Source organism: Spirosoma flavum, assembly GCF_042686045.1.
GTDB lineage: Bacteria > Bacteroidota > Bacteroidia > Cytophagales > Spirosomataceae > Spirosoma > Spirosoma flavum.
The window spans coordinates 1,313,024-1,334,487 of sequence record NZ_JBHUOM010000001.1 but is presented as its reverse complement, the minus strand read 5'-3'; the positions used below and the strand labels follow the sequence as shown (position 1 = coordinate 1,334,487).

The window sequence follows — 21,464 nt, the reverse complement described above, 5'->3', positions numbered from 1 at the left end:
TGTATTAGGCCTGCCGCTAGCGTTCATCCTGAGCCAGGATCAAACTCTCCATCGTAAATAAATTTGTGCGTATATTGCAACGCACTGTCTTGTTCAACCGACATCCGAAGATGTGTCGTTGAGTTGTTTTGTGCTGACCGTTTGTCAAAGAACGTAGCGCCTGACCCGTTGGTCGAAGCGTGGTTGAGAAGTGACTTAGCTTGTCTAAATCGTGTCTCGTTGTTTGGGAGTGCAAAGGTACTCCTTATTTCCCACTTGTCAAGTAAATGTTGAATTTATTTTTAAAACTTATTTTTCACCATTTCCTTGTAATAGATTGATACTCAATGTGTTAAACTTGTTTTCTCAATCTTTCCCGATGTTTGGGAGTGCAAAGGTAACACACTTTGTTTAACTTGTCAAGTAAATCTGAAAATAAATTTCTAGTTTGATTCTCAGCCTGTTGCACCTAATGAATTGATTACTAACAACTTGCGTTCCTATTCTCGATTCATTCCCGATGTTTGGGAGTGCAAAGGTATGTCCATTTTACGCCCCTGTCAAGCCCTGTCCTAAAAATAGATTGGGAGCTGCCAAAGATTCTTCGGCAACCCCCCCAATCTCAATCACTTAACCAATTAAAATTTTTCTAAACTTTTTTCAACAGGTGGTTCTTTTTGCCTTTCGACACCAGTATATACCGCTCCTGAAGCCATTCTAAATCAACAGAGGCAGCAGGATCGGCAACTTTAATCTTATTGATGCTGACCGCATTTTGCGTGATAGCTCGCCGAGCTTCGCCTTTAGAAGCATATATTTCACCTCGGCTGGCAACAGATAATAAGTCCGTAATATCTTTACTGCTGGCTAATTCATCGGCTGACACTTCGGTTTGCGGTACCCCTTCAAAGATGATATCAAACTCATCAGTCTGAATAGACCGTAACATTTCGAGCGTGGCTTTGCCAAATAAGACTTCTGACGCTTTTACAGCCAAGTCGTAGCCTGCCTGAGAATGGATACGAATAGTTACTTCTTTGGCTATCGCCTTCTGTAGAATTCGCAAATGTGGTGCTTCTTCATGTTGGCGCTCCAGCCCGTTAATCTCTTCCTGTGACAAAAGCGTGAATACTCGAATCAAGCGCGGACAGTCGGCATCGGTGGCATTGAGCCAGAACTGGTAAAATTGATAAGGCGATGTTAAGGCTGGGTCGAGCCATACATTACCGCTTTCAGATTTCCCAAACTTGGTGCCATCGGCTTTAGTAACGAGTGGCGTCGTCAGTGCGAACGCCTGATGTCCTCCTTCGTGACCCTCTGCTCCGCCGGGTGACGACTCCCCACCGGCTTCTTTCCGTCGAATTAGCTCGGTACCAGTCGTAATATTACCCCACTGATCAGAGCCACCCATTTGCAACCGTACATTCTTATTCTTGTATAACCAGTAAAAATCGTAGCCCTGCAGTAACTGATACGAGAACTCGGTAAAGGAAATACCAGTTTCAAGCCGTTTTTTCACCGAATCCTTTGCCATCATGTAATTGACGGTAATGTGTTTGCCTGCTTCACGCAGGAAACCCAGAAAGGAGATTTCCCGGAACCAGTCATAGTTATTAACCATTTCGGCAGAATTAGCTCCGCAATTGAAGTCTAAAAACTTGGTTAACTGCTGACGAATGCCTTCCTGATTTTGTCGCAATGTTTCTTCAGACAGAAATTCACGCTCAGCCGCTTTACCTGATGGGTCTCCAATCATGCCCGTGGCTCCACCTACCAAGGCAAACGGCTTGTGACCCGCCCGCTGAAGATGAACCAAGAGCATAACCGTGGCCAGATTACCAATATGGAGCGACGCGGCTGTTGGGTCGAAGCCGATATAGCCCGCTGTTACTTCTTTTTGAAGTTGTTCTTCAGTGCCGGGGGTCATGTCGTTCAACATACCACGCCAGCGGAGTTCGTCAGTAAAGTTCATAATAAGCGAAAGAGGGAAAGAGCAAAACTGGGTCGCTAGTGCAGAGCGAAGGCTGTGCTCATTTTACCCTTATATATATAGTCCGTATTCTTTAAGTAGATGTGCTACAAAAGTACTATCTCATGGCAACAGTAACGATGAATCACCGTAACTCAGAAAACGATAATCATTCTGCAACGCTTCCTTATATACATGTTTCCAGTCATTGCCAATAAGGGTGGCAATAAGTAAAATTAGGGTTGAGCCAGGCTGATGAAAGTTGGTAACAATCCCTTTACACATTTTGACTCGATAACCGGGCGTAATATAAATGCCGGTATGCGCCACAATCGACTCCTGCTTAGTAATGATCAGATGACTTAAAACAGCGTTTAAGGCATCTATTATAAGAGGTTGTTGGTCAGCCGGAAGTTGATAGGCGTAATGCTGATCAAGCTGGAATGGATTGGACTCGTTTCGCAGTAGTTTTGTGCCTATCCAGTAAAGACTTTCTAGGGCGCGCATGGATGTTGTGCCAACGGCTATAATAGTATCTGGATGCTCAAGTAAGTGGCGAAGATTCTGCTGCGTATAAACGACTTGCTCCGTGTGCATGTGATGCTGTCGGATATCTTCAGCTTTTATCGGTTGAAACGTTCCAGCCCCAACATGTAGGGTCAGATACTCATGATCAATACCATGCTCGGCAAGCTCATCAAATACAGCGGGAGTGAAATGTAGTCCGGCAGTAGGTGCCGCTACAGCGCCCTCCTGTTTCGAATATATGGTTTGGTACGTCTCACGGTCAGCATCGATAGCATCGCGTTTAAGATAAGGCGGCAATGGGATTTCCCCCGCGTAGTGGATGACCTGGGCAAACGTTAATTCTGTAGGTTGCCAGTCTAACTGAACTATTGACTGGTCGTAATCATGCCAGGTGGCCGTAAGTATAACGTCTCCAGTTGGCGTCGGGAATGTAGTTTCCAGACTCTCATCCTGTTTCCAGCGTTTGCGGTTGCCAACCATACATTGCCAGACCGCCGAGCCAGTAACCTCCATTGCTAATGTGATAGGTTGATCGGTTGGAAACGGACTTAGCAGAAATAGCTCGATTGTAGCTCCGGTTGGTTTCGTAAAATGCAGACGTGCCGGAATAACTTTTGTATTGTTGAAGACTAGAAAGCTATTTCTGGGCAATAGGCTGGGTAAATCAGCAAACCGCTCATGGCTAATCTGACCGCCTTGGTAAACAAGTAGTTTCGACTCATCGCGCTGGGTCAATGGAAAGCGCGCAATACGGTCGTCGGGCAGATCGTATTGAAACTGGCTCAACAGCAGCTCATTTGTTTCAGTCATCGTCACCGGGTTTCATGAACAAACGGATTGGTAACGAAGCTATAACCGCAATCAAAATAATTGTACTGAGCGGCAATAACCACGCATACTCAATGGACCGTATTGGTCGGTCAGAACGGTTGAGAAACGAAAGTACCAACAGGCCCAAACCCAGAACTGTATTGATGGCAGACATCAGTAAGCTGAACCACGTCTTAAACACATTGTCTAATTTTGGACGATGAGCAGCCCATACATCCTGGTTCGGCATTGGAATCTGGTTAGTCGGCACCCGAAGAAATAGGCGTCCGACAAGGTTAATCAGTGTATTGTTGATCAGAAAAATGGCAATAGCCAAGTAAAAGATCGTTTCTCGATTGATGGTTTGAATAGGATGATTTAGATCGTCGAAGCGCACCGTTACCTGATCAGGATACGAAATATAACTACTGAACAGCGCGAGAAGGAATCCGACAATGGACATGAGACGCCACACACGGACGAAAAAAGTACCTGCTTTCATAAATTAATTGATTACGGGACCATCCCGCGCACGGGTCGCCCGTGCGGTAGGTAATAGATAGTGGCTGGTGGTCTAACTATTCGTTGCCAGTCACTACATACTATCCACTATTTTTCAGGCCGCAAAGGTAAGGCTCGAATGGGGTAAATCCGTTAGCTTAGCCATTTGTTGAGCATTTTGGTTTAGGTACAGTATGAAGATTTACACAAAAACGGGCGATAAAGGCCAAACCGCGTTGATTGGCGGGCGTCGGGTGAGTAAAAGTGAGTTACGAATTGATGCCTATGGAACGGTGGATGAACTCAATTCATGGATTGGTTTGGTACGCGATCAGCCAGTCAATGCAGGACGCCGAGATTTGTTGAAAGAGATTCAGGACCGACTCTTTACTATTGGTGCTGAACTGGCAACCGATCCCGAAAAGGCATCTATCCAGACAGCGACCAAACGGGCAATGCCTGCTATCACACCGGAGGATGTTAGCTCACTCGAACAGGAAATGGACACGATGGATGCCGAATTGCCCGAATTACGGGCGTTTATCCTGCCGGGTGGACATGAGTCCGTATCGTTCTGCCACCTCGCCCGAACGGTTTGCCGACGGGCTGAGCGGTTAGTCATTGCCCTAAACGACGAGTCAGCCCGGTCACTACTACCCAATGGAGCAACTGCCGTAGATGAATTAGTGTTACAATACCTTAACCGACTGTCAGATTACCTATTTGTATTAAGCCGCAAAATGGCACAGGAACTAAACGCGGAAGAGGTAGCCTGGAAGCCAAGAAAACAACTCTAAAAAAAAGTTGTCAAGACAACTAAACTTACTCAATCTATTTTTTTAGCTTTGCCGAAGCTTGTTCATTAACAGGCTAACTCAGTAACCATAAGCTGTTATGACGACGGACGTATTACAAATTGAATTGCGGAAAGCGGAACGCTCCCGCATTCAGGAGGTAGATTTTAACCATCTTCCTTTCGGAAAACACTTCTCGGATCACATGTTCGTGGCCGATTTCGTAGATGGTCAGTGGCAGAATCAACTAATTGTGCCATTCGATAATTTCACGCTAAGCCCTGCTCTGTCGTCGCTGCATTATGGTCAGTCCATTTTCGAGGGCATGAAGGCGTTCAAAAATGAGGCTGGTGAGGTGTCTATGTTTCGTCCTTACGCCAACTTCGAGCGTATGAACGAGTCCGCCCGTCGTATGTGCATGGCTACCCTACCCGAAGAAGTATTTATGGGGGGACTGGAAGCGCTTTTACGCGTAGATGCTGATTGGGTACCAGACACCCCGGAGAGTTCGCTTTATGTTCGCCCTTATATGTTTGGAACGGATACATTTTTGGGTGTAGCCCCGTCGAAAACGTATCGTTTCTGTATTTTTACCTGTCCGGTAGGACCTTATTATTCGAATCCGCCAAAACTTAAAGTCGAAACTGAGTATAGCCGTTCGGCACCGGGTGGCGTAGGTTATGCCAAATGCGCCGGAAACTATGGTGGCTCACTATATCCGACGATGCTGGCGCAACAGCAGGGTTATGACCAACTCATCTGGACCGATGCCCGCGAGCATAAATACATTGAAGAATCGGGCACGATGAACATCATGTTTATTATTGATGGCAAGTTAGTGACTCCAGCTACGTCCGATACCATTTTGAAAGGCGTTACTCGCGATTCTATTTTGAAGATTGCCCGCAATTGGGGGGTTGAGGTTGAAGAACGACTGGTTTCCGTTGATGAAATTATTAGTGCCATCGAAACGGGTCGGTTAACCGAAGCGTTCGGGGCTGGCACAGCGGTAGGTTGTGCGGCTTACTCGCTCATTGGCTATAATGGTAAGGATTATATGCTGCCAGAATTCGCCCCGGAAGATTCGTTTGCGGTTCGCATAAAAAATTACCTCACCGATCTGCGCACAGGCAAGGTTGACGATACGTTCGGTTGGATGCATCAGGTATAAGCTGATACTACTGCTTCTTGCAAAAGCCCCGGCTGATTAGCCGGGGCTTTCGCGCTTTTATGTCAGTTAGTGAACACCCTATGTCGTTGAATAACGTGACTATATTCATTACTCTACTCATATTATAACTTATCCAGAGCTACTTATCTACATCACTATAGTTGGCAGTTGATAGGACTAATTTAGTATTATTCAGTCAACGCTTTAATTCAGGTCATTTCGCGGAAGCAGTTGCGGCACTACCAGCCGGAGATATCTTGATTTTTAAGCCGAAGTCCTTGCCTTTCGAAACATCTTTTAGAGTAACCATATTTCCTTTCGACCCGACCCAGATGGGACCGCCAGCACCAGGCTTTGACGCGCCGTAACGAGCAGTGAAATAGGTTCCTAATTCTTTCTGATAGTCATTAACTGATTGGTGCGTATTCAGAAATAAGTCCACATCAATAGCCGATACTTTTTTGCTCGTTTGATAATAAAGTATATCGGCTGATTCAAGATTTTTCAATTCAACAGTATAGCCAATATGATCGGTGTCACTCTCAAAAGGTGCACTTTTTTCAATGGCTTTAACTTTAGCAAAATCGTCGCCTAGGTTAATACCACGCCAATCACTGTCGGGTGTTAGACCAAGTTCAGCCAAGCGCCCGACAATAGCAACCGACGTTGACATCTCAGTTGCGGCTACGGCTGTTGTAGAGTCAGTAGGTTGGTTATCAGTCTGCTGTCGGCTACGACAGGCGTTAAGAGAGAGTATTGAAAAGCAGACAACTATCGGAAGGAAATATTTATTCATATGTCTCAGGCTGGTTCGGCAAAGGTACTATATGGATATGATTTGCCACCGAGCCTTATACAAAAAGCAAGAACTTATTAGCTTAACTCGGTTTAACATATTATTTTATTCACTTACCGATTTTAATAGCTACCTCAACTCACGCGTTTTCCGTGTAACAGCATATCAACCGCGTCGTTGAGTGAACCCGCCCGAGTAACTTGACCTGAGTTAATGAAAAATATTTCGTCAGCGCTTTCAATTGTGTTAAGGCGATGAGCTATGATAATACGGGTGGTTTTTTCGGGAAGATTTTGCAAAATCTCGTCCAATAATTGCTCCGTAACCGTGTCAATATTGGCAGTGGCTTCGTCTAGAATAAGTAAATCCGGGTTACGTAAAACGGCCCGCATAAAGGCAATAAGTTGTTTCTGACCAAGGCTAATTGCATCACCGCTCGTTTGAATTTTTGTGTCTAACCCCTCATCAAAACGCTCGACCAAACCATCCAGATTTGCCGTCCGGATAACCTCGGCCAATTGCTCATTGGAATGTTGTTGATACGGTTCATTTCCATACAAAATATTCTCCCGAACAGTACCGGTAAATAGGAACGGTTCCTGAAGAATGAAGCCAATCTTTCGCGTGCGTTCCTCGGCGGTATACCCACGTAGGGATTTCCCGTCAAGCAGTATTGTTCCGTTGGTTGGGTCGTACAAGCGGGCAATCAATGAAGCGGTTGTAGTTTTGCCGCCACCGGTTGGGCCAACCAGTGCATAGGTCTTTCCGCGTTCTAAGTCAAAACTAATATTGTGTAAAACTTCCTGGCCATCAGGGTAACTGAAGGACACATTTTGAAACGATAGAAGTGCGGAATTCTGCGTTGCTATCTGATCTGTAACCGTTAACAAGTTTGTTTGCATAGCCAGCAGATGCGAAATGCGATCCCAACCGGCTAAGGCTACCTGAAAGCTTGACCACAGGGTAGCCAATTGCCGAAGTGGATTATAAAAATTGGTTACGTACGACAAAAAGCTAATTAGTAAGCCAATGGTAAAATGACCAGTTGAGATCAAATATATACCAAACGCCAGAACAATTAATTGACCGAGATTGGCCGAAATTCCGTACACAGGCATAAAAATGTTATTTGCCAGGCCAGCGCCAATGGCCGTTTTGTAATTTTGCTGGTTAGCTTCCTCAAAGCGTTTGCGGAAATAATCGCGCCGGTTGAAAGCAATAATGACCTTGAAATTATTCAGGCTTTCCTGAATTTCGGCACTCATATTACCTACGCTATTCAAGTTGGTTGCGTTTTTTTGTTTTACCCAGGAAGAAGTTGCCTGCGTAAAAATCCAGACCAATATTACGGGTGATAACACGGCGGCCCCAAGAGGCAAATCAATAGAGAGTAGAAATAAACCAGCTCCAGTCATAATGAAAATGCTGCTAACAAACTGCATCAGCGCCTGCGAGAAAAACTGGTTTAGCTTATCGGTGTCGTTGTTAACTCGAGAAATCAGATCACCCGCCTTGTTCTGATTGAAGAATGCGACGGGCAATTCCTGCAATTTATTGAACACGGCATTCCTCAATTTGAATAGCGTGCGCTGACCTACGCCACCCATCAGGCGTGTCTGCATATAATTGGTTATGAACGCCATAGCATACACGCCTAGTAAGATAACGGCATTCCGAAGAACGCCATCGTACTGTTTTGTTTGAATATATTTGTCGATAGTACGACCAACCAGCATAGGGCTAACCAGCGTCAATCCTGAATTAACCAGAATAACAATAAATGCCAGAATTAAGGTTTGGCGTTCATCGTCAATAAGCGCTAACAGTTTTCGTAGCGCTTTATACGTAGCGTTTTTTTCCTTTTTTGGCCCGGCAATCTGACTAAGATCGTAATTCATACTGGCTGGTGCTGCGTTGGGATTGATAAATCTGAACGTATTCGGGACTAGTACTCATAAGGAACTGGTGGGTACCTTTGGCAACGATTTCCCCTTCCATCAGCAGGATAATCTGTTCGTAATCTTCAATGGGAACGATTTTCTGTGTCACCGAGAGCAGCGTTAGACCAGGGAAATTCTGCTGTACATTCGTCAAAATTTTCTGCTCCGTATTGGTGTCGACGCGAGCGGTAAAATCATCCAGCAACAACACATTTGGGTTAAGCGCCAAGGCACGAGCCAGCATAATTCGCTGCTTTTGTCCACCCGAAAGACTGGCTCCCCGCTCTGAAACAACGGTCTGAAGTTTGTCAGGAAGTGAGTCGATAAAGCCCTGCAATTCGGCGGTGTCAATAGCTTTTTTTAGCGACTCGTCGGTGACGGTGTCACTAAACGCAATGTTTTCCCGAAGACTTAAATTAAAGATAATACTATCCTGAAAGACAAACCCAACCTGATGATGGAAGGAATCCTCATCATAGCTGTTGATCGGTCGGCCATCGTATTCGACCGTTCCTGAAGTGGCATTAATCAAGCCAGTCAACAAATACAGCAACTGACTTTTACCCGCTGCGGTTGGCCCCACAATAGCCGTTCGGCTACCCGCTTTTACCGAAAAAGAAATATCCTTTAAAGCAGGCTTTTCGCCATAATACACCGATACATTCTTGATCTCAATATCGCCTGTCAACGTGACATCTATTGTTCCGGTATTGGTTGTTTCGGGGGCCTGCAACACTTCATTAACGCGCTCATAAGAGGCCGATGCCTGCGCAATAACGTTACTCATAAAACCTATGATAATGATCGGAAAAATGAGTAAGGCCAGGTAACTATTGAAAGCGGCAAAGTCTCCGAGCGACATACTACCTGTGATAACAAAGTGCCCGCCCAGCACCAGAATGGTTAGAGCAGCCATGTTGGCCGTGAAACTGATAACTGGAATGAGACCAGCAAACAACCGTAAAATAGCCAGTCCTAGGTCTTTAGCATCTGTATTGGCCGCCAGAAACTTGTTGTATTCGAGTTGCTGTGAATTGAGTACCCGAATTATAGCCGAGCCCAGAATGCTTTCATTAATAACTTTATTGAGCCAGTCAATTACTTCCCGACTTCGCTTAAACAAGACCCGGACTTTTTTCAGTACGAGGTAAAACGTGATACCAACAATTGGCACAATCATCAATACAGCCAGCCCAAGTTGCCAGTTAATGTTGATCAGAAAAATACTGGCCCCGATGATGATGCAGAGTGAAGAGACAATGGACACAATTGCCTGAGAAACAAACATCTTGACCGAATCAATATCTGATGTCAGGTTTGTTAACAATCGGGACGGGTTCGCCTGCTGAATATAGACAAAACTCTGGCGTGAAATTTTGGCCGCCAGTTGTGTTCGCAAATCCTTTGCCACGCGCTCAGAAGCATACGTTTGGATAATGCTTTGCAGATATGTAAAGACAAAAATGAATAGAGCAGCCACCAAAAACTCGGTAATCATAGTTCGCAGGACGAACTTCCCGGCGGTGTAGTCGTCGATACCATGCGAGATAATCATCGGCAGCAGCAAATTGACGCCATTACTAATCAGGGCAAACAAGATCAGCAACAGGATCATCCGGGAATACGGCTTAAGCAAGCCCAACAAAGGGAACGATGGCTTTTTGGATGCTTCTTTTTGCGGAGTGACATTATCCATGATTGATCCTGATAATGAGGCTTTAGTTACGAGTGAAGGGGAGTTCAAAGGTAGGGAAATTCGACCTTTACCTACTTACCATCGGAAATTGATATGATGATTTTATAAATAGAGAAAGTGGCTAAAGGGTAGTTGTCTTACACAATTAAGCAAGACTAAACTGCATTCTTATTTTAGTTGACGATAAAAGACCTGCCGGGTAAACAACGGTCTAACACTACAACTCCTGCGCCAGATTGAAGAAAAACCCTGCTTTACCTTGCCCGTTAATGGTCCCGCTGAAGCGCATCACTAGATTGTAAAACGTCACAATATCTAGGCTCATACCCGTGCCAACGAGCAACCGATTTGCCAATTGACTTTGGTATTGTTCCGCCACCGTACTACTAACATACCCCGCATCGCCAAAAGCCGTCAGGTAGGCCGCTATTGGCACCGTGTTGAACTGCCGAACATGAAGCCAGTTCAGCTGTTTCCGAACATTAAAGAGCTGATAGCGTAGACTGTTACGCCAAATAGCCGTACGCTGTCCATCCACTACATAAAGCTCATATCCCCGCACCATGTCGGTGACACTACCCAACCCACGCAGGTTAAAGTACGGCTGGCGTGTAGGCCAGGTGGAGCGGGCGCGCAAACTACCGGCTACGTAAAACCGACCACCTAATGCCCAATAGCGGGTAACAGACGCCGATAAATCCAGAAAATGAAAATTATCCTCCGGCAACAGACCCGAAACAGCAACGGCCCCAGCGACCAAAGTGCCCTGCAATGGATATACGATATTATCGCGCCGGTCGTAGCGGTAACTATAGGTCATTGCTAAATAGTGCTGACTGGTACTTCCGTCTAGAAAATAGTCTGGATTCAGTTTAGCAATCGTATCCGCAATTGTGTTGCGGGTATAGCGGGTATCGAGTGTGTGATAATGATACAGACCACGCCGATGCGTGAGGGTTAGCGCTGCGTAAGCCCGTTCGCGAAGCACATTATCTGACTTTACATACACCCACTTATCAAACTGCGTACGATAGGGAATCTCTTTATTCGTGATATAGCCCACATCGGCCCGCAAACCAATACGCTGTGCCTTATCGATATAGGGTTTGGAATACGACACAACTGTACGCTGCGAAAAGCCCCGCTCAATTATAACCTGAAGGCGGTCATTGGTACCCGTTACGTTGCGGTAACTAAGCCGCCCACCGTAAATAACCCGACGAAAATCGTGCCCTCGATCATACCACCATTCATTAAAATTGCGGTCGGCTATATCAAAAACCGGATAGGCGATGACATACCAGCGTTCTTTCATGGTGACGGTCAGGTCGAGTTGGGCCAGTTCTGTAGAGTCAATAGGTAGAGTAATCTGGCTTGCCACGTCCACCGTTATGAATAAAGTGGTGTTATTAATATTACGTTGATCCCAGGCAACACGACCCGGCAAATTGACCAATCGAACGGAGTCGCCGACACGAAGTGTCATTTCCCGCAGAATAATTCGTTCGCGGGTACGGTAATTTCCTTTAAGCGTAATGGATCGAACAATAACTTTTTGCGTCGAGTCAACTGAAGCAGAAGCAAAGACGGACAGAGACGATAATATAAAAACCGTTAGTATCAGAATCAGGAGCGGCCACCTTTTCGGAATCATTCGCAAAAGTACATCTTTTCAAAAAAATAAGACAAGTATATCTCCGTATCCTGCAAATCAGTATGTATTATTGTTAGCTAGTAAGCAAAACTTATGATGACTGTTAAATATACACTAATCTATGCAAACGGGAAATATTCAGAAGTCAACTAAAACGGCTAAACCCACCTTAAGTTTCTGGCAAATCTGGAACATGAGTTTTGGCTTTTTGGGCATTCAATATGGCTTCGGTTTGCAACAGGCTAACATGAGCCCTATTTTTCGGTACCTACACGCCGACGAAGCCAATATCCCGATTTTGTGGCTGGCCGGACCAGTAACCGGTCTTATTGTACAACCAATTATTGGGTCGTTAAGCGATCGAACCTGGTCGGAGCGATGGGGTCGTCGGAAGCCTTTTTTCCTGATCGGGGCACTCATCACCAGCTTTGCCCTGATTATGATGCCAAACTCAACCTCACTCTGGATGGCCGCCAGCTTAATGTGGCTGCTCGACTCAGGTTTGAACGTGTCAATGGAGCCATTTCGGGCGTTCATTGGCGATAAACTGAATGACAAACAGCGAGATTTGGGGTTTGCGGTACAAAGCTTTTTCGTTGGTTTTGGTCAAACACTGGCCAACCTGATGCCCCGAATTCTGCCTCTATTTGGTATTACGATGGTAGCCGCCGGGGCGAATGGCATTCCTGATTTCGTGAAATATTCCTTCTACGTTGGGGGCGTGGCTGTACTGGGTGCTGTTATTTGGACCATGTACACGACCAAAGAATATCCGCCAGAAAACATGGCCGAATTTGAACGGGAGAAACGAGAAAGCAGGGGTGTCGCGGGCGTGTTCAGGGAAATTGGTGTTGCCCTGCGCGAAATGCCCCCGACCATGAAACAGCTCTGGTGGGTTAAGTTTTTTACCTGGTATGGTCTGCCGCTCATGTGGCAATATCTGTCCCTCGCCATTGCCCGACATGCATTTAATGCGCCCACGCCCGAATCGCCGGGGTTCGAAAAAGGAATTGAAGTGGGTAATGATTGTTTTGCGCTGTTTAATATTGGTTGTTTCGGTATTTCATTTTTCCTGCCCGCTATTGCTAATCGCATTGGTCGACGGGCTACCCATGCAACTTTCCTGACTATTGGCGGGCTGGGCTTCATTTCAATGCTTCTCGGCGAAGATAAAAGTGCGTTTCTAATTGGTATGGCGCTGGTTGGCTTGGCCTGGGGGTCAATTCTATCCATGCCCTATGTACTTTTGTCTTCGTCAGTACCGAAAGAACGAATGGGTGTGTACATGGGCATTTTCAACGGGTTCATTGTTGTTCCGCAGATCATCAATAACCTGACCATCAAATACATTTATGGCCCTGTACTCGGAAATGATCCGCGTAACGCGCTGGTTCTATGTGGGGTATGCCTTATCCTGGCAGCTGCTTCCTGCTTTCTGGTTAAAGAAAACAAACAAAGTGAAGAGGCTGCTTTTCCAGTTGAACCGGGCGGGAATTAGTGGCTAAACCAGTATTTATATTTGCCATTCCGATTGTAATCTTCTTATGTAGTTTGCCTGCGAAATAACTCTCTTTGCATGACAATTCCACCGCGTCCCTACGCCCTACTTTCTGTCGGTGAATTACTAGCCGATTTTATTGGTCACCACGTCACAAATAGTTTACTCGACGCGCAGGATTTCCGTCGATATCAGGGTGGTAGTCCGGCAAATATGGCCACCAATATGGCTCGTTTAGGCAATAAGGCTGCGCTGGTTTCCTGCGTTGGTAATGATAACATTGGGAAATACCTGATTCGACAGGTCGAGGAATCAGGCGTAGACACGCAGTTCATCACATCTGACCCACTGGAACCAACGAGTATTGTCCTGGTTTCGCGCACGGCTGGCACCCCAGATTTTGTTGCTTACCGCCATGCTGACTGCCAGCTCACACCCGACCAATTGCCCGATTCCTTATTAGCTCAAGCTCAACTATTTCATACCACCTGTTTTGCTTTGAGTCGGCAACCGGCGCAGAATACCATTGTAGACGCGGCCAAACGGGCAAAGGCGGCTGGTTGCCAGGTTACAATTGATACAAATTATGCACCGAGTATCTGGCCCGACAGACAACAGGCATGGCGTGTGCTAACCGATTATTGCTCAGCCGGGGCGTTGGTAAAAATTAGCGAAGACGACGCCGAACGACTCTATGGGGAGGTTCAAACACCAGAGCGCATTTTAAGCGATTTTCACCAAATGGGTGCGTCCGTAATTTGTCTGACGCTCGGTCCAAATGGTAGTATAGTCTCGTATCAGGAAGGAGAAAAGCAAACCCATGTACCCGGTAAAAAAATTGACGTTGTGGATGTTACGGGAGCCGGTGATGCCTACTGGGCGGGTTTTCTGACAGCTTATTTAGACGGCCATGCCCCTGAAAGTTGTGCTCAGGCAGGGGCTGCTTTAGCCAAGATGAAACTCACCAGACAAGGCCCATTGCCAGATAAAGTAGATCGCAAACTGCTATATCATTAGTAGTACGTGCAAACGAGGAATCTCCGCAACAGCGAATTGTTGCGGAGATTCCTCGTTTACTCTTTCACAGAATAGCCTTTTTGTCATCGCTCCGGTGAACCGACCCAGCTACGCTATTTATTTCAATCCGGCAAGCTTGTCCAAATCGACATCTTCGAGCGCGGCTTTAATTTTGTCCATGCTAATACCCCGGCCCTTCGCCGTAACAACAAATCGTTTGTTTACCAGCAGGTCAACTTCGCCTTCTTTATTGCTGTTATCGTATTTCTCATACGATTTATTGTCACCAATTTTGCTGGTTTTCTCGTAGCCATTCTCGGTTTCTTTGTCCACTTCCATCATTGACCAGGCGGCTAATCCCATCATCATGGCCGAGCCTCCTCCATCTACAATAGACAGTTCGATGGTTTCGCTATCGTCGGCATTGGCATATTTTCCGTTTGCTGTTGAGATGGTAAAACCAGCGGCTCCATTTTTTTCGCCAGAGGCTTCTTTCCGTGCCAATCCGTCGGCATCAGCAGGAAGCAATTCTTTTAGTGACCGGAAATCGACTGTTGCAACGGGACCACTTTTCTGCATTTCTTCCGCCTGAGCAGCCATTTCTTTCATGGCACTTACAGCACCCAGTGTCGATACAGACTCTTCGTCTTTCTTCTCTTCTTCCTTATTTTCTCCGCAGCCAGTAAGAAACATAACCGGTAGCAATCCGGCCCAGAGCATGTTTAGGTTTATTCGCATGATAGTTATGTAAAATAAGAATGGGATAATTTATTAATCACCAGCAAGCTACATTTTCTATCAACACAAGCCCCAATCTTTTGAGTGAACGTTGCGAGCGAATTCTTTCCAACCGATATTTATCGCGCATCTGGCAAAGATTCATTCACAAAATAGTTGATATACAATAAGTTAATTCACTAGTTTGCTCAATACATAATAATTCGCATCAACCGTCAGCATTGTTTCATTTTTAGCCGACAAGGTTTTCCACTGGGCAGTCGGTTGAATGGTAGAATAGGGCCCTGACTCGCCCATACATAAACGAACAGGCATGGCAAACCCCGCAACACAGTTGGTCCAGCGGTATTGAAACCCGCCCGCTACTGGCCGGTATTCGAGCACCGGAATCCGGATATCACGTAGATACTGGTCAAACACGGGTTTTAAAGTAAGGCCCGATTGCTGACTCATATATTGCTCGATCTGGTTAGTGGTAACAGTTTGGTGGTAAAAGGTTTTGTTGATCCCCCGCAGAAGTTGCCGCCAGGTTAAGTCGTTGCCTACGAGTTGCCGGATCGTATGTAGCATATTGCCGCCTTTGTAATACATATCGCTCGATCCTTCCTGATTTACGTTATAGGTTCCGATGATTGGCTTATCATTTCGTATGTTCGCCCTGCACCCTATTACATACTGAGCACCAGCCTCTTTACCGTAATAATATTCCGTAAATAGGCATTCCGAATAGTTGGTAAAGCTCTCGTGAATCCACATGTCGGCTACATCTTTATACGTAATATTATTGGCGAACCATTCGTGACCTGATTCATGGACGATAATAAAATCCCAGAGTAGCCCCCAACCCGTTCGTGACAGATCGCGACCCAGATAGCCGTTCCGAAAACGATTTCCGTAGGTAACTGAACTTTGATGTTCCATACCCAGATACGGTGTCTCAACCAGTTTATACCCGTCTTCATAAAACGGATATGGCCCAAACCAATATTCAAATGCCTTCAGCATCTTAGGCACTTGCCGGAACTGTGTTTTAGCCGAGTCGAGATGTTCGGGCAACGCATAATAGTTTAGCGAAAGCGGCCCTTTTTCGCCGTTGTATACTTCGGACCAGTGTTCATAACGACCAATATTAAGGTTAACGCCATAGTTATTGATTGGATTGACAACGTACCAATCAAATGTGCGCGTATGATCGGGATTGGTCGTTACCCGGCGAAGTCGGCCATTGGAGACATCGGTCAGGTCTTCGGGAACTGTTACGCTAATGGCCATTGAGTCTGGCTCATCATACATGTGGTCTTTACAGGGCCACCACGCGCTGGCTCCCAAGCCCTGACAGGCTGTTGCAATAAACCAGTTTCCAGACTTATCGCGCGACCACACAAGGCCACCGTCCCAGGGTGGGCGTTTAGCTACACGAGGCTTTCCGGCATAGTGGACCGTTATAGCCTCTGCCTGACCTGTTTTTTGCGGCTTTGTCAACGTGACAAAATACGCATTGCCATCTTGCCGAACGTCAAGTGATTCACCATCCTGCTCCACACGCAACACGCGTAATGGACGCTGTAAATCGACCTGCATAACCTGGCCTGGTTTCAAAATCCGATACCGTATTTCCGTTGATCCGCTTAATGTACTATCGGTTGGTTGAACGCGAACGGTTAAATGATAAAATGTCAAATCCCACCAAACGCGTTCGGGTGTAATGGATCCACGAAGGGTATCATCATGGGAAAAGCCAACTTTCTGCGCCTGAACCAGAATGGGAAAAGCCAACAGCAAATACAGAGATAAGAGTCGATTCATGGTATGTACTTGCCGTTAGCGTGGACCCGGAGGGCACTGTTTAAGCAGATAGTTTGTGTACAGCGTTTGTAGATGCATGGACGTTCCCGGTCCCTCGTTGATACTATGCGAGCGGTTTGGGTAAGGCATTACCTGAAACTGTTTATTGTATTTTATCAGTTCGTTAATTAACGCTTCTGCATTGTCGTAATGCACATTATCATCGCCAGTGCCGTGAATATAAAGCAGGTTGCCACGCAGATTTTTGGCGTAGGTAATTGGCGATCCCGACACAAAATCTTCCCGGTTCTCCTGCGGTAATCCCATATAACGCTCCTGATAAATATTGTCGTAGAACAACTGGTTGCCAACGGCTGCAATAGCAATCCCCGTTTTGTAAATATCGGGGTATTGAAACATCAGATGCAACGTGGTAGATCCGCCCCCACTCCATCCCCACACGGCCACGCGGCTGGTATCTATGTAGGCATGTTGCGTAAATAACTTCCGGGCACCCATCGCCTGATCGCGAATATTAATACGACCAATTTGCCTATAGATTGATTTGCGCCAGGCAGCACCCTTCAGATTGGGTGTTCCCCGATTGTCGAGCGCCACATAAATATACCCCGCTTTGGCCATGTCGCCCTGAAACAAACGGTTCTGTCCAATAGAGAAATCGTCATTTACCGTACTACCTGCCGGTTCGCCGTAGACATAAAACACAACCGGATATTTTTTTGTACTATCGAAATCAGTTGGTTTTGCCATCCAACCGTCAACGGTAACACCATCATCAGTAGTAAGGCTAAAAAAACTGACATTCGGTTTGGCAAGGGGTTTTATTCGTGCAGCAATGCTTTCGGCTTCGTTGACTGCCTTGTGATCGGGAAGGCTTATCCACTCCCTAGCCAATGGTGTTTGATAATTCGTGAAAGTGTGCTGAGCCAATCGCCCGTTTGGTGAAACCGTATAACCATGTGTTCCGGCCTGACCGGTAGGCGTTACACGTTCGGCTTTGCCTTTACCATCTAAGCGAGTACGATATAAATACCGTTGGTTGGTGTTGTCGGGTGAAGCAATGAAATAGATCAGATTGGTAGCCTCATCGATATGACTGATTGTGGCAATATCATACCCCCCCGGTGTCAAGTTAATTTCTTTTTTTCCATCGACATTAACCCGATATAAGTGCCGCCAGCCATCTTTTTCGGAAACCCAAACAAAAGACTTACCGCCCTCCAACCACTCCCAGCCACTAGGGTCATCGCGGCTCCAACGCGCTTTTCCATCAATCCATGCCTTGTCGGTTTCGGTGTAGATTAGATTGACCGATTGACTGGCGGGTTTACAAATGAACAACTTACTTTCGTTCTGTTTGCGGTTTAATTGTTGCACAACCAGGCTTCCAGCATTAGGAAGCCAATCCAAACGGGTCAGATAATGCTGTTGTGAATCGCCGGGAATAGGTAACCAGGCCGTTGGCCCGCCCGATGCTGCCACGACACCGATGCGGGTTGGCGATGGCGATTCGCCGACTTTCGGGTACTCAACCGGCACTGTATGAGAATAAGCAGAATCAGTGGTGTTCAACATCAGGTAATCCCGAATGTTGGTGGCATCTACCTGCCAATAAGCAATTTGTTTGCTATCGGGACTCCATCGAAATCCATCACGGCAACCAAACTCTTCTTCATACGCCCAATCGAAAGTGCCGTTGATTCGCTTGCGGGTTCCATCGGTCGTCAGTTGGGTAGTCTGCCCCGTTGCCACATCGTCAACAAACAGGTTATGTTCGCTAACGTAGCCCACACTTCGTCCATCCGGCGACAGTTTGGCGTACATAAGCGACTGTGCGGGCTTACCCTTTCCAATCTGCCGGGCTTGTCCACTCGCCCGATTAACAAGGTAATAATCGCCTTTGGTATTGTAACGCCAAACGCGGGCCGTATTCATGAAAATCAGGACGTTGGCACTATCGGGTGTAAAGGCAAAGTCGGCAATGGGTGTCACCTGTTCACCAATGGGCCGAGGCAGTTTATTCTTTGCTACTAGAATTGTTTTTCGACCGGTACGAATATCCGTTTTAACGAGCTCACCTTGCTCAACGGTGGCATACCCGGTACCATCGGCGGTCCAATGCATCTGCCGACCGGGTATCTGAGCTTCTGCCACACAGATGACCAAGCTAACCAGCAGGGCTGGCAGGAATTGACGTGAAATAAAAAAAGACGGGTTCACAGAATGAAGTGTATAATTGAGGTAAATAACTCACCAAAAGTACACGAATTCTGTGGCACCGTCTTCTAAAAAGTGTACGGAAACTGGTGAGAATTTTGCCGAATCGATTAGATTTCTCCAAATTCTCCAGTTTATTTCTGTCGTTATGGTGTAATCCTGTCTGTCTTTTCCGATGCCAGCAGCGTAACCGGAGTTCGGTAACTGCGCACAAGGAAATAGATGCCTAACAACACAGCAGGAATACTCAGGAGTTGGCCCACGTTTAGCGGCAGATTATCTTCAAAAGCTACTTGATTTTCCTTTAGGTATTCGTAAAAGAACCGAAGCCCAAAGATCCAAATCATAAAAATCCCTAACATACTACCGCGTGGTGTCTTTTCCTTTGTGCGATTCCAGAACCACAATAAAATGAAAAACAGCACTAAGCAGGAGAGCGATTCATAAAGCTGGGCTGGGTGGCGGGGGATTTTCGCATATTCACTGTTATTCATAAATACGAACGCCCAGGGCAAATCTGTTGGACGACCCACAATTTCGGAGTTCATCAGGTTGCCAAAACGAATGCAGGCTCCTGCCAGCGCTACCACGATAGCAATGCGGTCGCACACCCATAAAAAAGTCTGATTGGTCAATATACTTTCCTTTCGGCGCGAATACAACCATAGACCTGTCAGAATACCAATGATAGCACCGTGGCTGGCTAAACCGGCAAACGGCGGTGTAATAACCGTAAGTGGATGGTGAAACAGAACGTCGGGTTCGTAGAATAAAAAATGGCCAATTCGGGCACCCAAAATTGTGGATACAACCATGTAAATCAGTAAGCTATCCGTATCGGCAACGGGTTTATCTTCCTTCTTGAAAATATAGCTCATAATCTGCATGCCAATTAGGAAACCCAAGGCAAAGAGCAACCCATACCAACGTACTGAGAACCAGCCAATGTGAAAAATTTCGGGATTAACCTCCCAAATAACGTATTGCAGCATAAGGAATTAGAGTCAATGTCGGTTGTGTAACGAACGACGGCGGGCAAAGATACGGATTGCAGGAAAGTTTTTGAACGTTTTGGTGTTTACGAGTTTATGATGAAGTCAATTCTGGTTGGACTTGTTAAGGCATATCAGGCCATTGTGTCACCTTATTTTCCGAATGCCTGTCGTTATACGCCCACCTGTTCGCAATATACGATTGAGGCTATCCGAAAACACGGGGCTATTCGGGGTGGATGGATGGGCCTTAAACGCATTGGCCGATGCCATCCGTGGGGTGGTCATGGGTATGATCCGGTTCCATAACGGTAATTGGTCATCGTCGGTAGCTATGACATTTTGGCTTAAGAAATAAACTTGCCTGATTTTTGACCATCAAAATCAACCCACTAACAGGCCGCAACAGATTGTGGCACTACACCGATGATTGGAATTACTGATGATAATAAATTAAAACGCCTGATTATTGTAGGCGACCGGGTATTGATTAAGCCAAAGGACCCCACCGACCGTACAAACAGTGGGCTGTATTTGCCACCAACGGTGCAGGAAAAAGAACAAGTTCAGTCGGGCTATGTTATTAAAGTGGGGCCAGGTTATCCGATCCCTAGCCCGACGGAAGACGAACCCTGGAAAGAAGTCGAAGAAAAAGTAAAATATATGCCGCTCCAGGCACAGGAAGGGGACGTAGCGTTATACCTGCAACGTAATGCCATTGACTTGCAATACGAAGGTGAGCAGTACGTCATTGTACCACAAGGTTCGATTCTGATGCTGGAACGGCTGGAAGATTTGTCATAAAATGACTAAATACGTTACCTAAAACACTATGCTAAGCTATTGGTTGATATCTTTGACAGTCCTGCTAATGGGATTTACCCGTACTATGGAGAGTGTAGCGAATCAACAAAAATCGCTCAAGGCGATATTGACCGAAAAGAAAGACCATCGACGTGTGTTGCTACTTTATGTGCGCGATGATGCCCAGCATTATACAATTGAGCAACAGGAAGCGCTGAATGAAGAAAAAGCCGGATTAGCCGAACGCGATTTAGACGTAATTGTACTCGTGGCGTCGCTGGTGATGGAGCCTGACCGCCAATTTCTGATGCATGATTACAAACTCAACCCGTCCGATGATTTTGTGGGCTGGCTGATCGGCAAAGATGGTGGTGTCAAACAAACATACAAAAAGCCGATTGCCGTAAAAGACTTATTCGATACGATAGACAGTATGCCAATGCGAAAGCAGGAAAGCAAACAAGAATAATAAAGAGCCGAACGACCTTGAGATCGTTCGGCTCTTTTATTGTCTCTCCAAATAGCGTAGTGTCCCGACAAACTCAGACCAGAAT

General features: G+C 46.2%; 18 protein-coding genes. 7 read left to right on the top strand and 11 right to left on the bottom strand.

The window, feature by feature from the left end:
- Positions 1-628: 628 nt before the first annotated feature.
- The 3 genes from tyrS to ACFS25_RS05420 form a co-directional block, all read right to left on the bottom strand.
- On the bottom strand, positions 629-1,951 hold the full coding sequence (gene tyrS / locus ACFS25_RS05430; protein WP_381497393.1) for a tyrosine--tRNA ligase: 1,323 nt from the start codon (positions 1,949-1,951) through the stop codon (positions 629-631).
- A gap of 120 nt (positions 1,952-2,071) precedes the next feature.
- Positions 2,072-3,286, bottom strand: a complete 1,215-nt coding sequence (locus tag ACFS25_RS05425; RefSeq protein ID WP_381497392.1) for an S-adenosylmethionine:tRNA ribosyltransferase-isomerase — start codon at positions 3,284-3,286, stop codon at positions 2,072-2,074.
- Positions 3,279-3,788, bottom strand: coding sequence for a hypothetical protein (locus ACFS25_RS05420; RefSeq protein WP_381497391.1), 510 nt, complete (start codon positions 3,786-3,788; stop codon positions 3,279-3,281). Before ACFS25_RS05420 ends, ACFS25_RS05425 begins: the two co-directional genes overlap by 8 nt.
- Before the next feature lie 193 nt (positions 3,789-3,981).
- Between ACFS25_RS05420 and ACFS25_RS05415 the strand changes: the two genes are divergently transcribed.
- Together ACFS25_RS05415 and ACFS25_RS05410 are read left to right on the top strand one after the other, a co-directional pair.
- On the top strand, positions 3,982-4,584 hold the full coding sequence (locus tag ACFS25_RS05415) for a cob(I)yrinic acid a,c-diamide adenosyltransferase (RefSeq protein WP_381497390.1): 603 nt from the start codon (positions 3,982-3,984) through the stop codon (positions 4,582-4,584).
- A gap of 97 nt (positions 4,585-4,681) precedes the next feature.
- Positions 4,682-5,752 carry a branched-chain amino acid aminotransferase gene (locus ACFS25_RS05410; RefSeq protein ID WP_381497389.1) on the top strand — a complete coding sequence of 357 codons (1,071 nt, stop codon included), beginning with the start codon at positions 4,682-4,684 and terminating at the stop codon, positions 5,750-5,752.
- 214 nt (positions 5,753-5,966) lie between these two features.
- On the opposite strand, the gene ACFS25_RS05405 is transcribed toward ACFS25_RS05410, so the two are convergent.
- The 4 genes from ACFS25_RS05405 to ACFS25_RS05390 form a co-directional block, all read right to left on the bottom strand.
- The gene (locus tag ACFS25_RS05405) at positions 5,967-6,548 is read right to left on the bottom strand and encodes a hypothetical protein (protein WP_381497388.1); all 582 of its coding nucleotides are present in this window, start codon (positions 6,546-6,548) and stop codon (positions 5,967-5,969) included.
- A 134-nt stretch (positions 6,549-6,682) separates the two neighbouring features.
- On the bottom strand, positions 6,683-8,446 hold the full coding sequence (locus tag ACFS25_RS05400) for an ABC transporter ATP-binding protein (protein WP_381497387.1): 1,764 nt from the start codon (positions 8,444-8,446) through the stop codon (positions 6,683-6,685).
- Positions 8,430-10,184 (bottom strand): ABC transporter ATP-binding protein, encoded by a 1,755-nt coding sequence (locus ACFS25_RS05395; RefSeq protein ID WP_381497386.1) that lies wholly within the window; start codon positions 10,182-10,184, stop codon positions 8,430-8,432. Before ACFS25_RS05395 ends, ACFS25_RS05400 begins: the two co-directional genes overlap by 17 nt.
- Positions 10,185-10,401: 217 nt before the next feature.
- Positions 10,402-11,838, bottom strand: a complete 1,437-nt coding sequence (locus ACFS25_RS05390) for a BamA/TamA family outer membrane protein (protein ID WP_381497385.1) — start codon at positions 11,836-11,838, stop codon at positions 10,402-10,404.
- Positions 11,839-11,959: 121 nt separating this feature from the next.
- Between ACFS25_RS05390 and ACFS25_RS05385 the strand changes: the two genes are divergently transcribed.
- Positions 11,960-13,336 (top strand): MFS transporter, encoded by a 1,377-nt coding sequence (locus ACFS25_RS05385; protein WP_381497384.1) that lies wholly within the window; start codon positions 11,960-11,962, stop codon positions 13,334-13,336.
- Positions 13,337-13,414: 78 nt separating this feature from the next.
- Entirely contained in the window at positions 13,415-14,353 is a 939-nt protein-coding gene (locus ACFS25_RS05380) for a carbohydrate kinase family protein (protein WP_381497383.1), read from the top strand.
- A 117-nt stretch (positions 14,354-14,470) separates the two neighbouring features.
- Here the strand turns inward: ACFS25_RS05380 and ACFS25_RS05375 are convergent, their stop codons facing one another.
- The 4 genes from ACFS25_RS05375 to lgt form a co-directional block, all read right to left on the bottom strand.
- Positions 14,471-15,091: a transposase gene (locus ACFS25_RS05375; RefSeq protein ID WP_381497382.1), complete on the bottom strand. Its 621-nt coding sequence runs from the start codon at positions 15,089-15,091 to the stop codon at positions 14,471-14,473.
- 171 nt (positions 15,092-15,262) lie between these two features.
- Positions 15,263-16,897 (bottom strand): M1 family metallopeptidase, encoded by a 1,635-nt coding sequence (locus ACFS25_RS05370; RefSeq protein ID WP_381497381.1) that lies wholly within the window; start codon positions 16,895-16,897, stop codon positions 15,263-15,265.
- 15 nt (positions 16,898-16,912) lie between these two features.
- The gene (locus tag ACFS25_RS05365; protein WP_381497419.1) at positions 16,913-19,021 is read right to left on the bottom strand and encodes a S9 family peptidase; all 2,109 of its coding nucleotides are present in this window, start codon (positions 19,019-19,021) and stop codon (positions 16,913-16,915) included.
- 239 nt (positions 19,022-19,260) lie between these two features.
- Entirely contained in the window at positions 19,261-20,106 is an 846-nt protein-coding gene (gene lgt / locus ACFS25_RS05360) for a prolipoprotein diacylglyceryl transferase (protein ID WP_381497380.1), read from the bottom strand.
- A gap of 99 nt (positions 20,107-20,205) precedes the next feature.
- Between lgt and yidD the strand changes: the two genes are divergently transcribed.
- From yidD to ACFS25_RS05345, 3 genes are all read left to right on the top strand, one after another.
- Entirely contained in the window at positions 20,206-20,415 is a 210-nt protein-coding gene (yidD, locus tag ACFS25_RS05355) for a membrane protein insertion efficiency factor YidD (protein WP_381497418.1), read from the top strand.
- A 117-nt stretch (positions 20,416-20,532) separates the two neighbouring features.
- The gene (locus tag ACFS25_RS05350) at positions 20,533-20,910 is read left to right on the top strand and encodes a co-chaperone GroES (protein WP_381497379.1); all 378 of its coding nucleotides are present in this window, start codon (positions 20,533-20,535) and stop codon (positions 20,908-20,910) included.
- A gap of 67 nt (positions 20,911-20,977) precedes the next feature.
- Entirely contained in the window at positions 20,978-21,379 is a 402-nt protein-coding gene (locus ACFS25_RS05345) for a DUF4174 domain-containing protein (RefSeq protein ID WP_381497378.1), read from the top strand.
- The last annotated feature ends 85 nt before the right edge of the window (positions 21,380-21,464 follow it).

Coding starts and splice junctions, on each gene's coding strand:
- tyrS (WP_381497393.1), bottom strand. CDS start 1,951: ATGAACTTTACTGACGAACTCCGCTGGCGTGGTATGTTGAACGACATG.
- ACFS25_RS05425 (WP_381497392.1), bottom strand. CDS start 3,286: ATGACTGAAACAAATGAGCTGCTGTTGAGCCAGTTTCAATACGATCTG.
- ACFS25_RS05420 (WP_381497391.1), bottom strand. CDS start 3,788: ATGAAAGCAGGTACTTTTTTCGTCCGTGTGTGGCGTCTCATGTCCATT.
- ACFS25_RS05415 (WP_381497390.1), top strand. CDS start 3,982: ATGAAGATTTACACAAAAACGGGCGATAAAGGCCAAACCGCGTTGATT.
- ACFS25_RS05410 (WP_381497389.1), top strand. CDS start 4,682: ATGACGACGGACGTATTACAAATTGAATTGCGGAAAGCGGAACGCTCC.
- ACFS25_RS05405 (WP_381497388.1), bottom strand. CDS start 6,548: ATGAATAAATATTTCCTTCCGATAGTTGTCTGCTTTTCAATACTCTCT.
- ACFS25_RS05400 (WP_381497387.1), bottom strand. CDS start 8,446: ATGAATTACGATCTTAGTCAGATTGCCGGGCCAAAAAAGGAAAAAAAC.
- ACFS25_RS05395 (WP_381497386.1), bottom strand. CDS start 10,184: ATGGATAATGTCACTCCGCAAAAAGAAGCATCCAAAAAGCCATCGTTC.
- ACFS25_RS05390 (WP_381497385.1), bottom strand. CDS start 11,838: ATGATTCCGAAAAGGTGGCCGCTCCTGATTCTGATACTAACGGTTTTT.
- ACFS25_RS05385 (WP_381497384.1), top strand. CDS start 11,960: ATGCAAACGGGAAATATTCAGAAGTCAACTAAAACGGCTAAACCCACC.
- ACFS25_RS05380 (WP_381497383.1), top strand. CDS start 13,415: ATGACAATTCCACCGCGTCCCTACGCCCTACTTTCTGTCGGTGAATTA.
- ACFS25_RS05375 (WP_381497382.1), bottom strand. CDS start 15,091: ATGCGAATAAACCTAAACATGCTCTGGGCCGGATTGCTACCGGTTATG.
- ACFS25_RS05370 (WP_381497381.1), bottom strand. CDS start 16,897: ATGAATCGACTCTTATCTCTGTATTTGCTGTTGGCTTTTCCCATTCTG.
- ACFS25_RS05365 (WP_381497419.1), bottom strand. CDS start 19,021: ATGCATTGGACCGCCGATGGTACCGGGTATGCCACCGTTGAGCAAGGT.
- lgt (WP_381497380.1), bottom strand. CDS start 20,106: ATGCTGCAATACGTTATTTGGGAGGTTAATCCCGAAATTTTTCACATT.
- yidD (WP_381497418.1), top strand. CDS start 20,206: ATGAAGTCAATTCTGGTTGGACTTGTTAAGGCATATCAGGCCATTGTG.
- ACFS25_RS05350 (WP_381497379.1), top strand. CDS start 20,533: ATGATTGGAATTACTGATGATAATAAATTAAAACGCCTGATTATTGTA.
- ACFS25_RS05345 (WP_381497378.1), top strand. CDS start 20,978: ATGGGATTTACCCGTACTATGGAGAGTGTAGCGAATCAACAAAAATCG.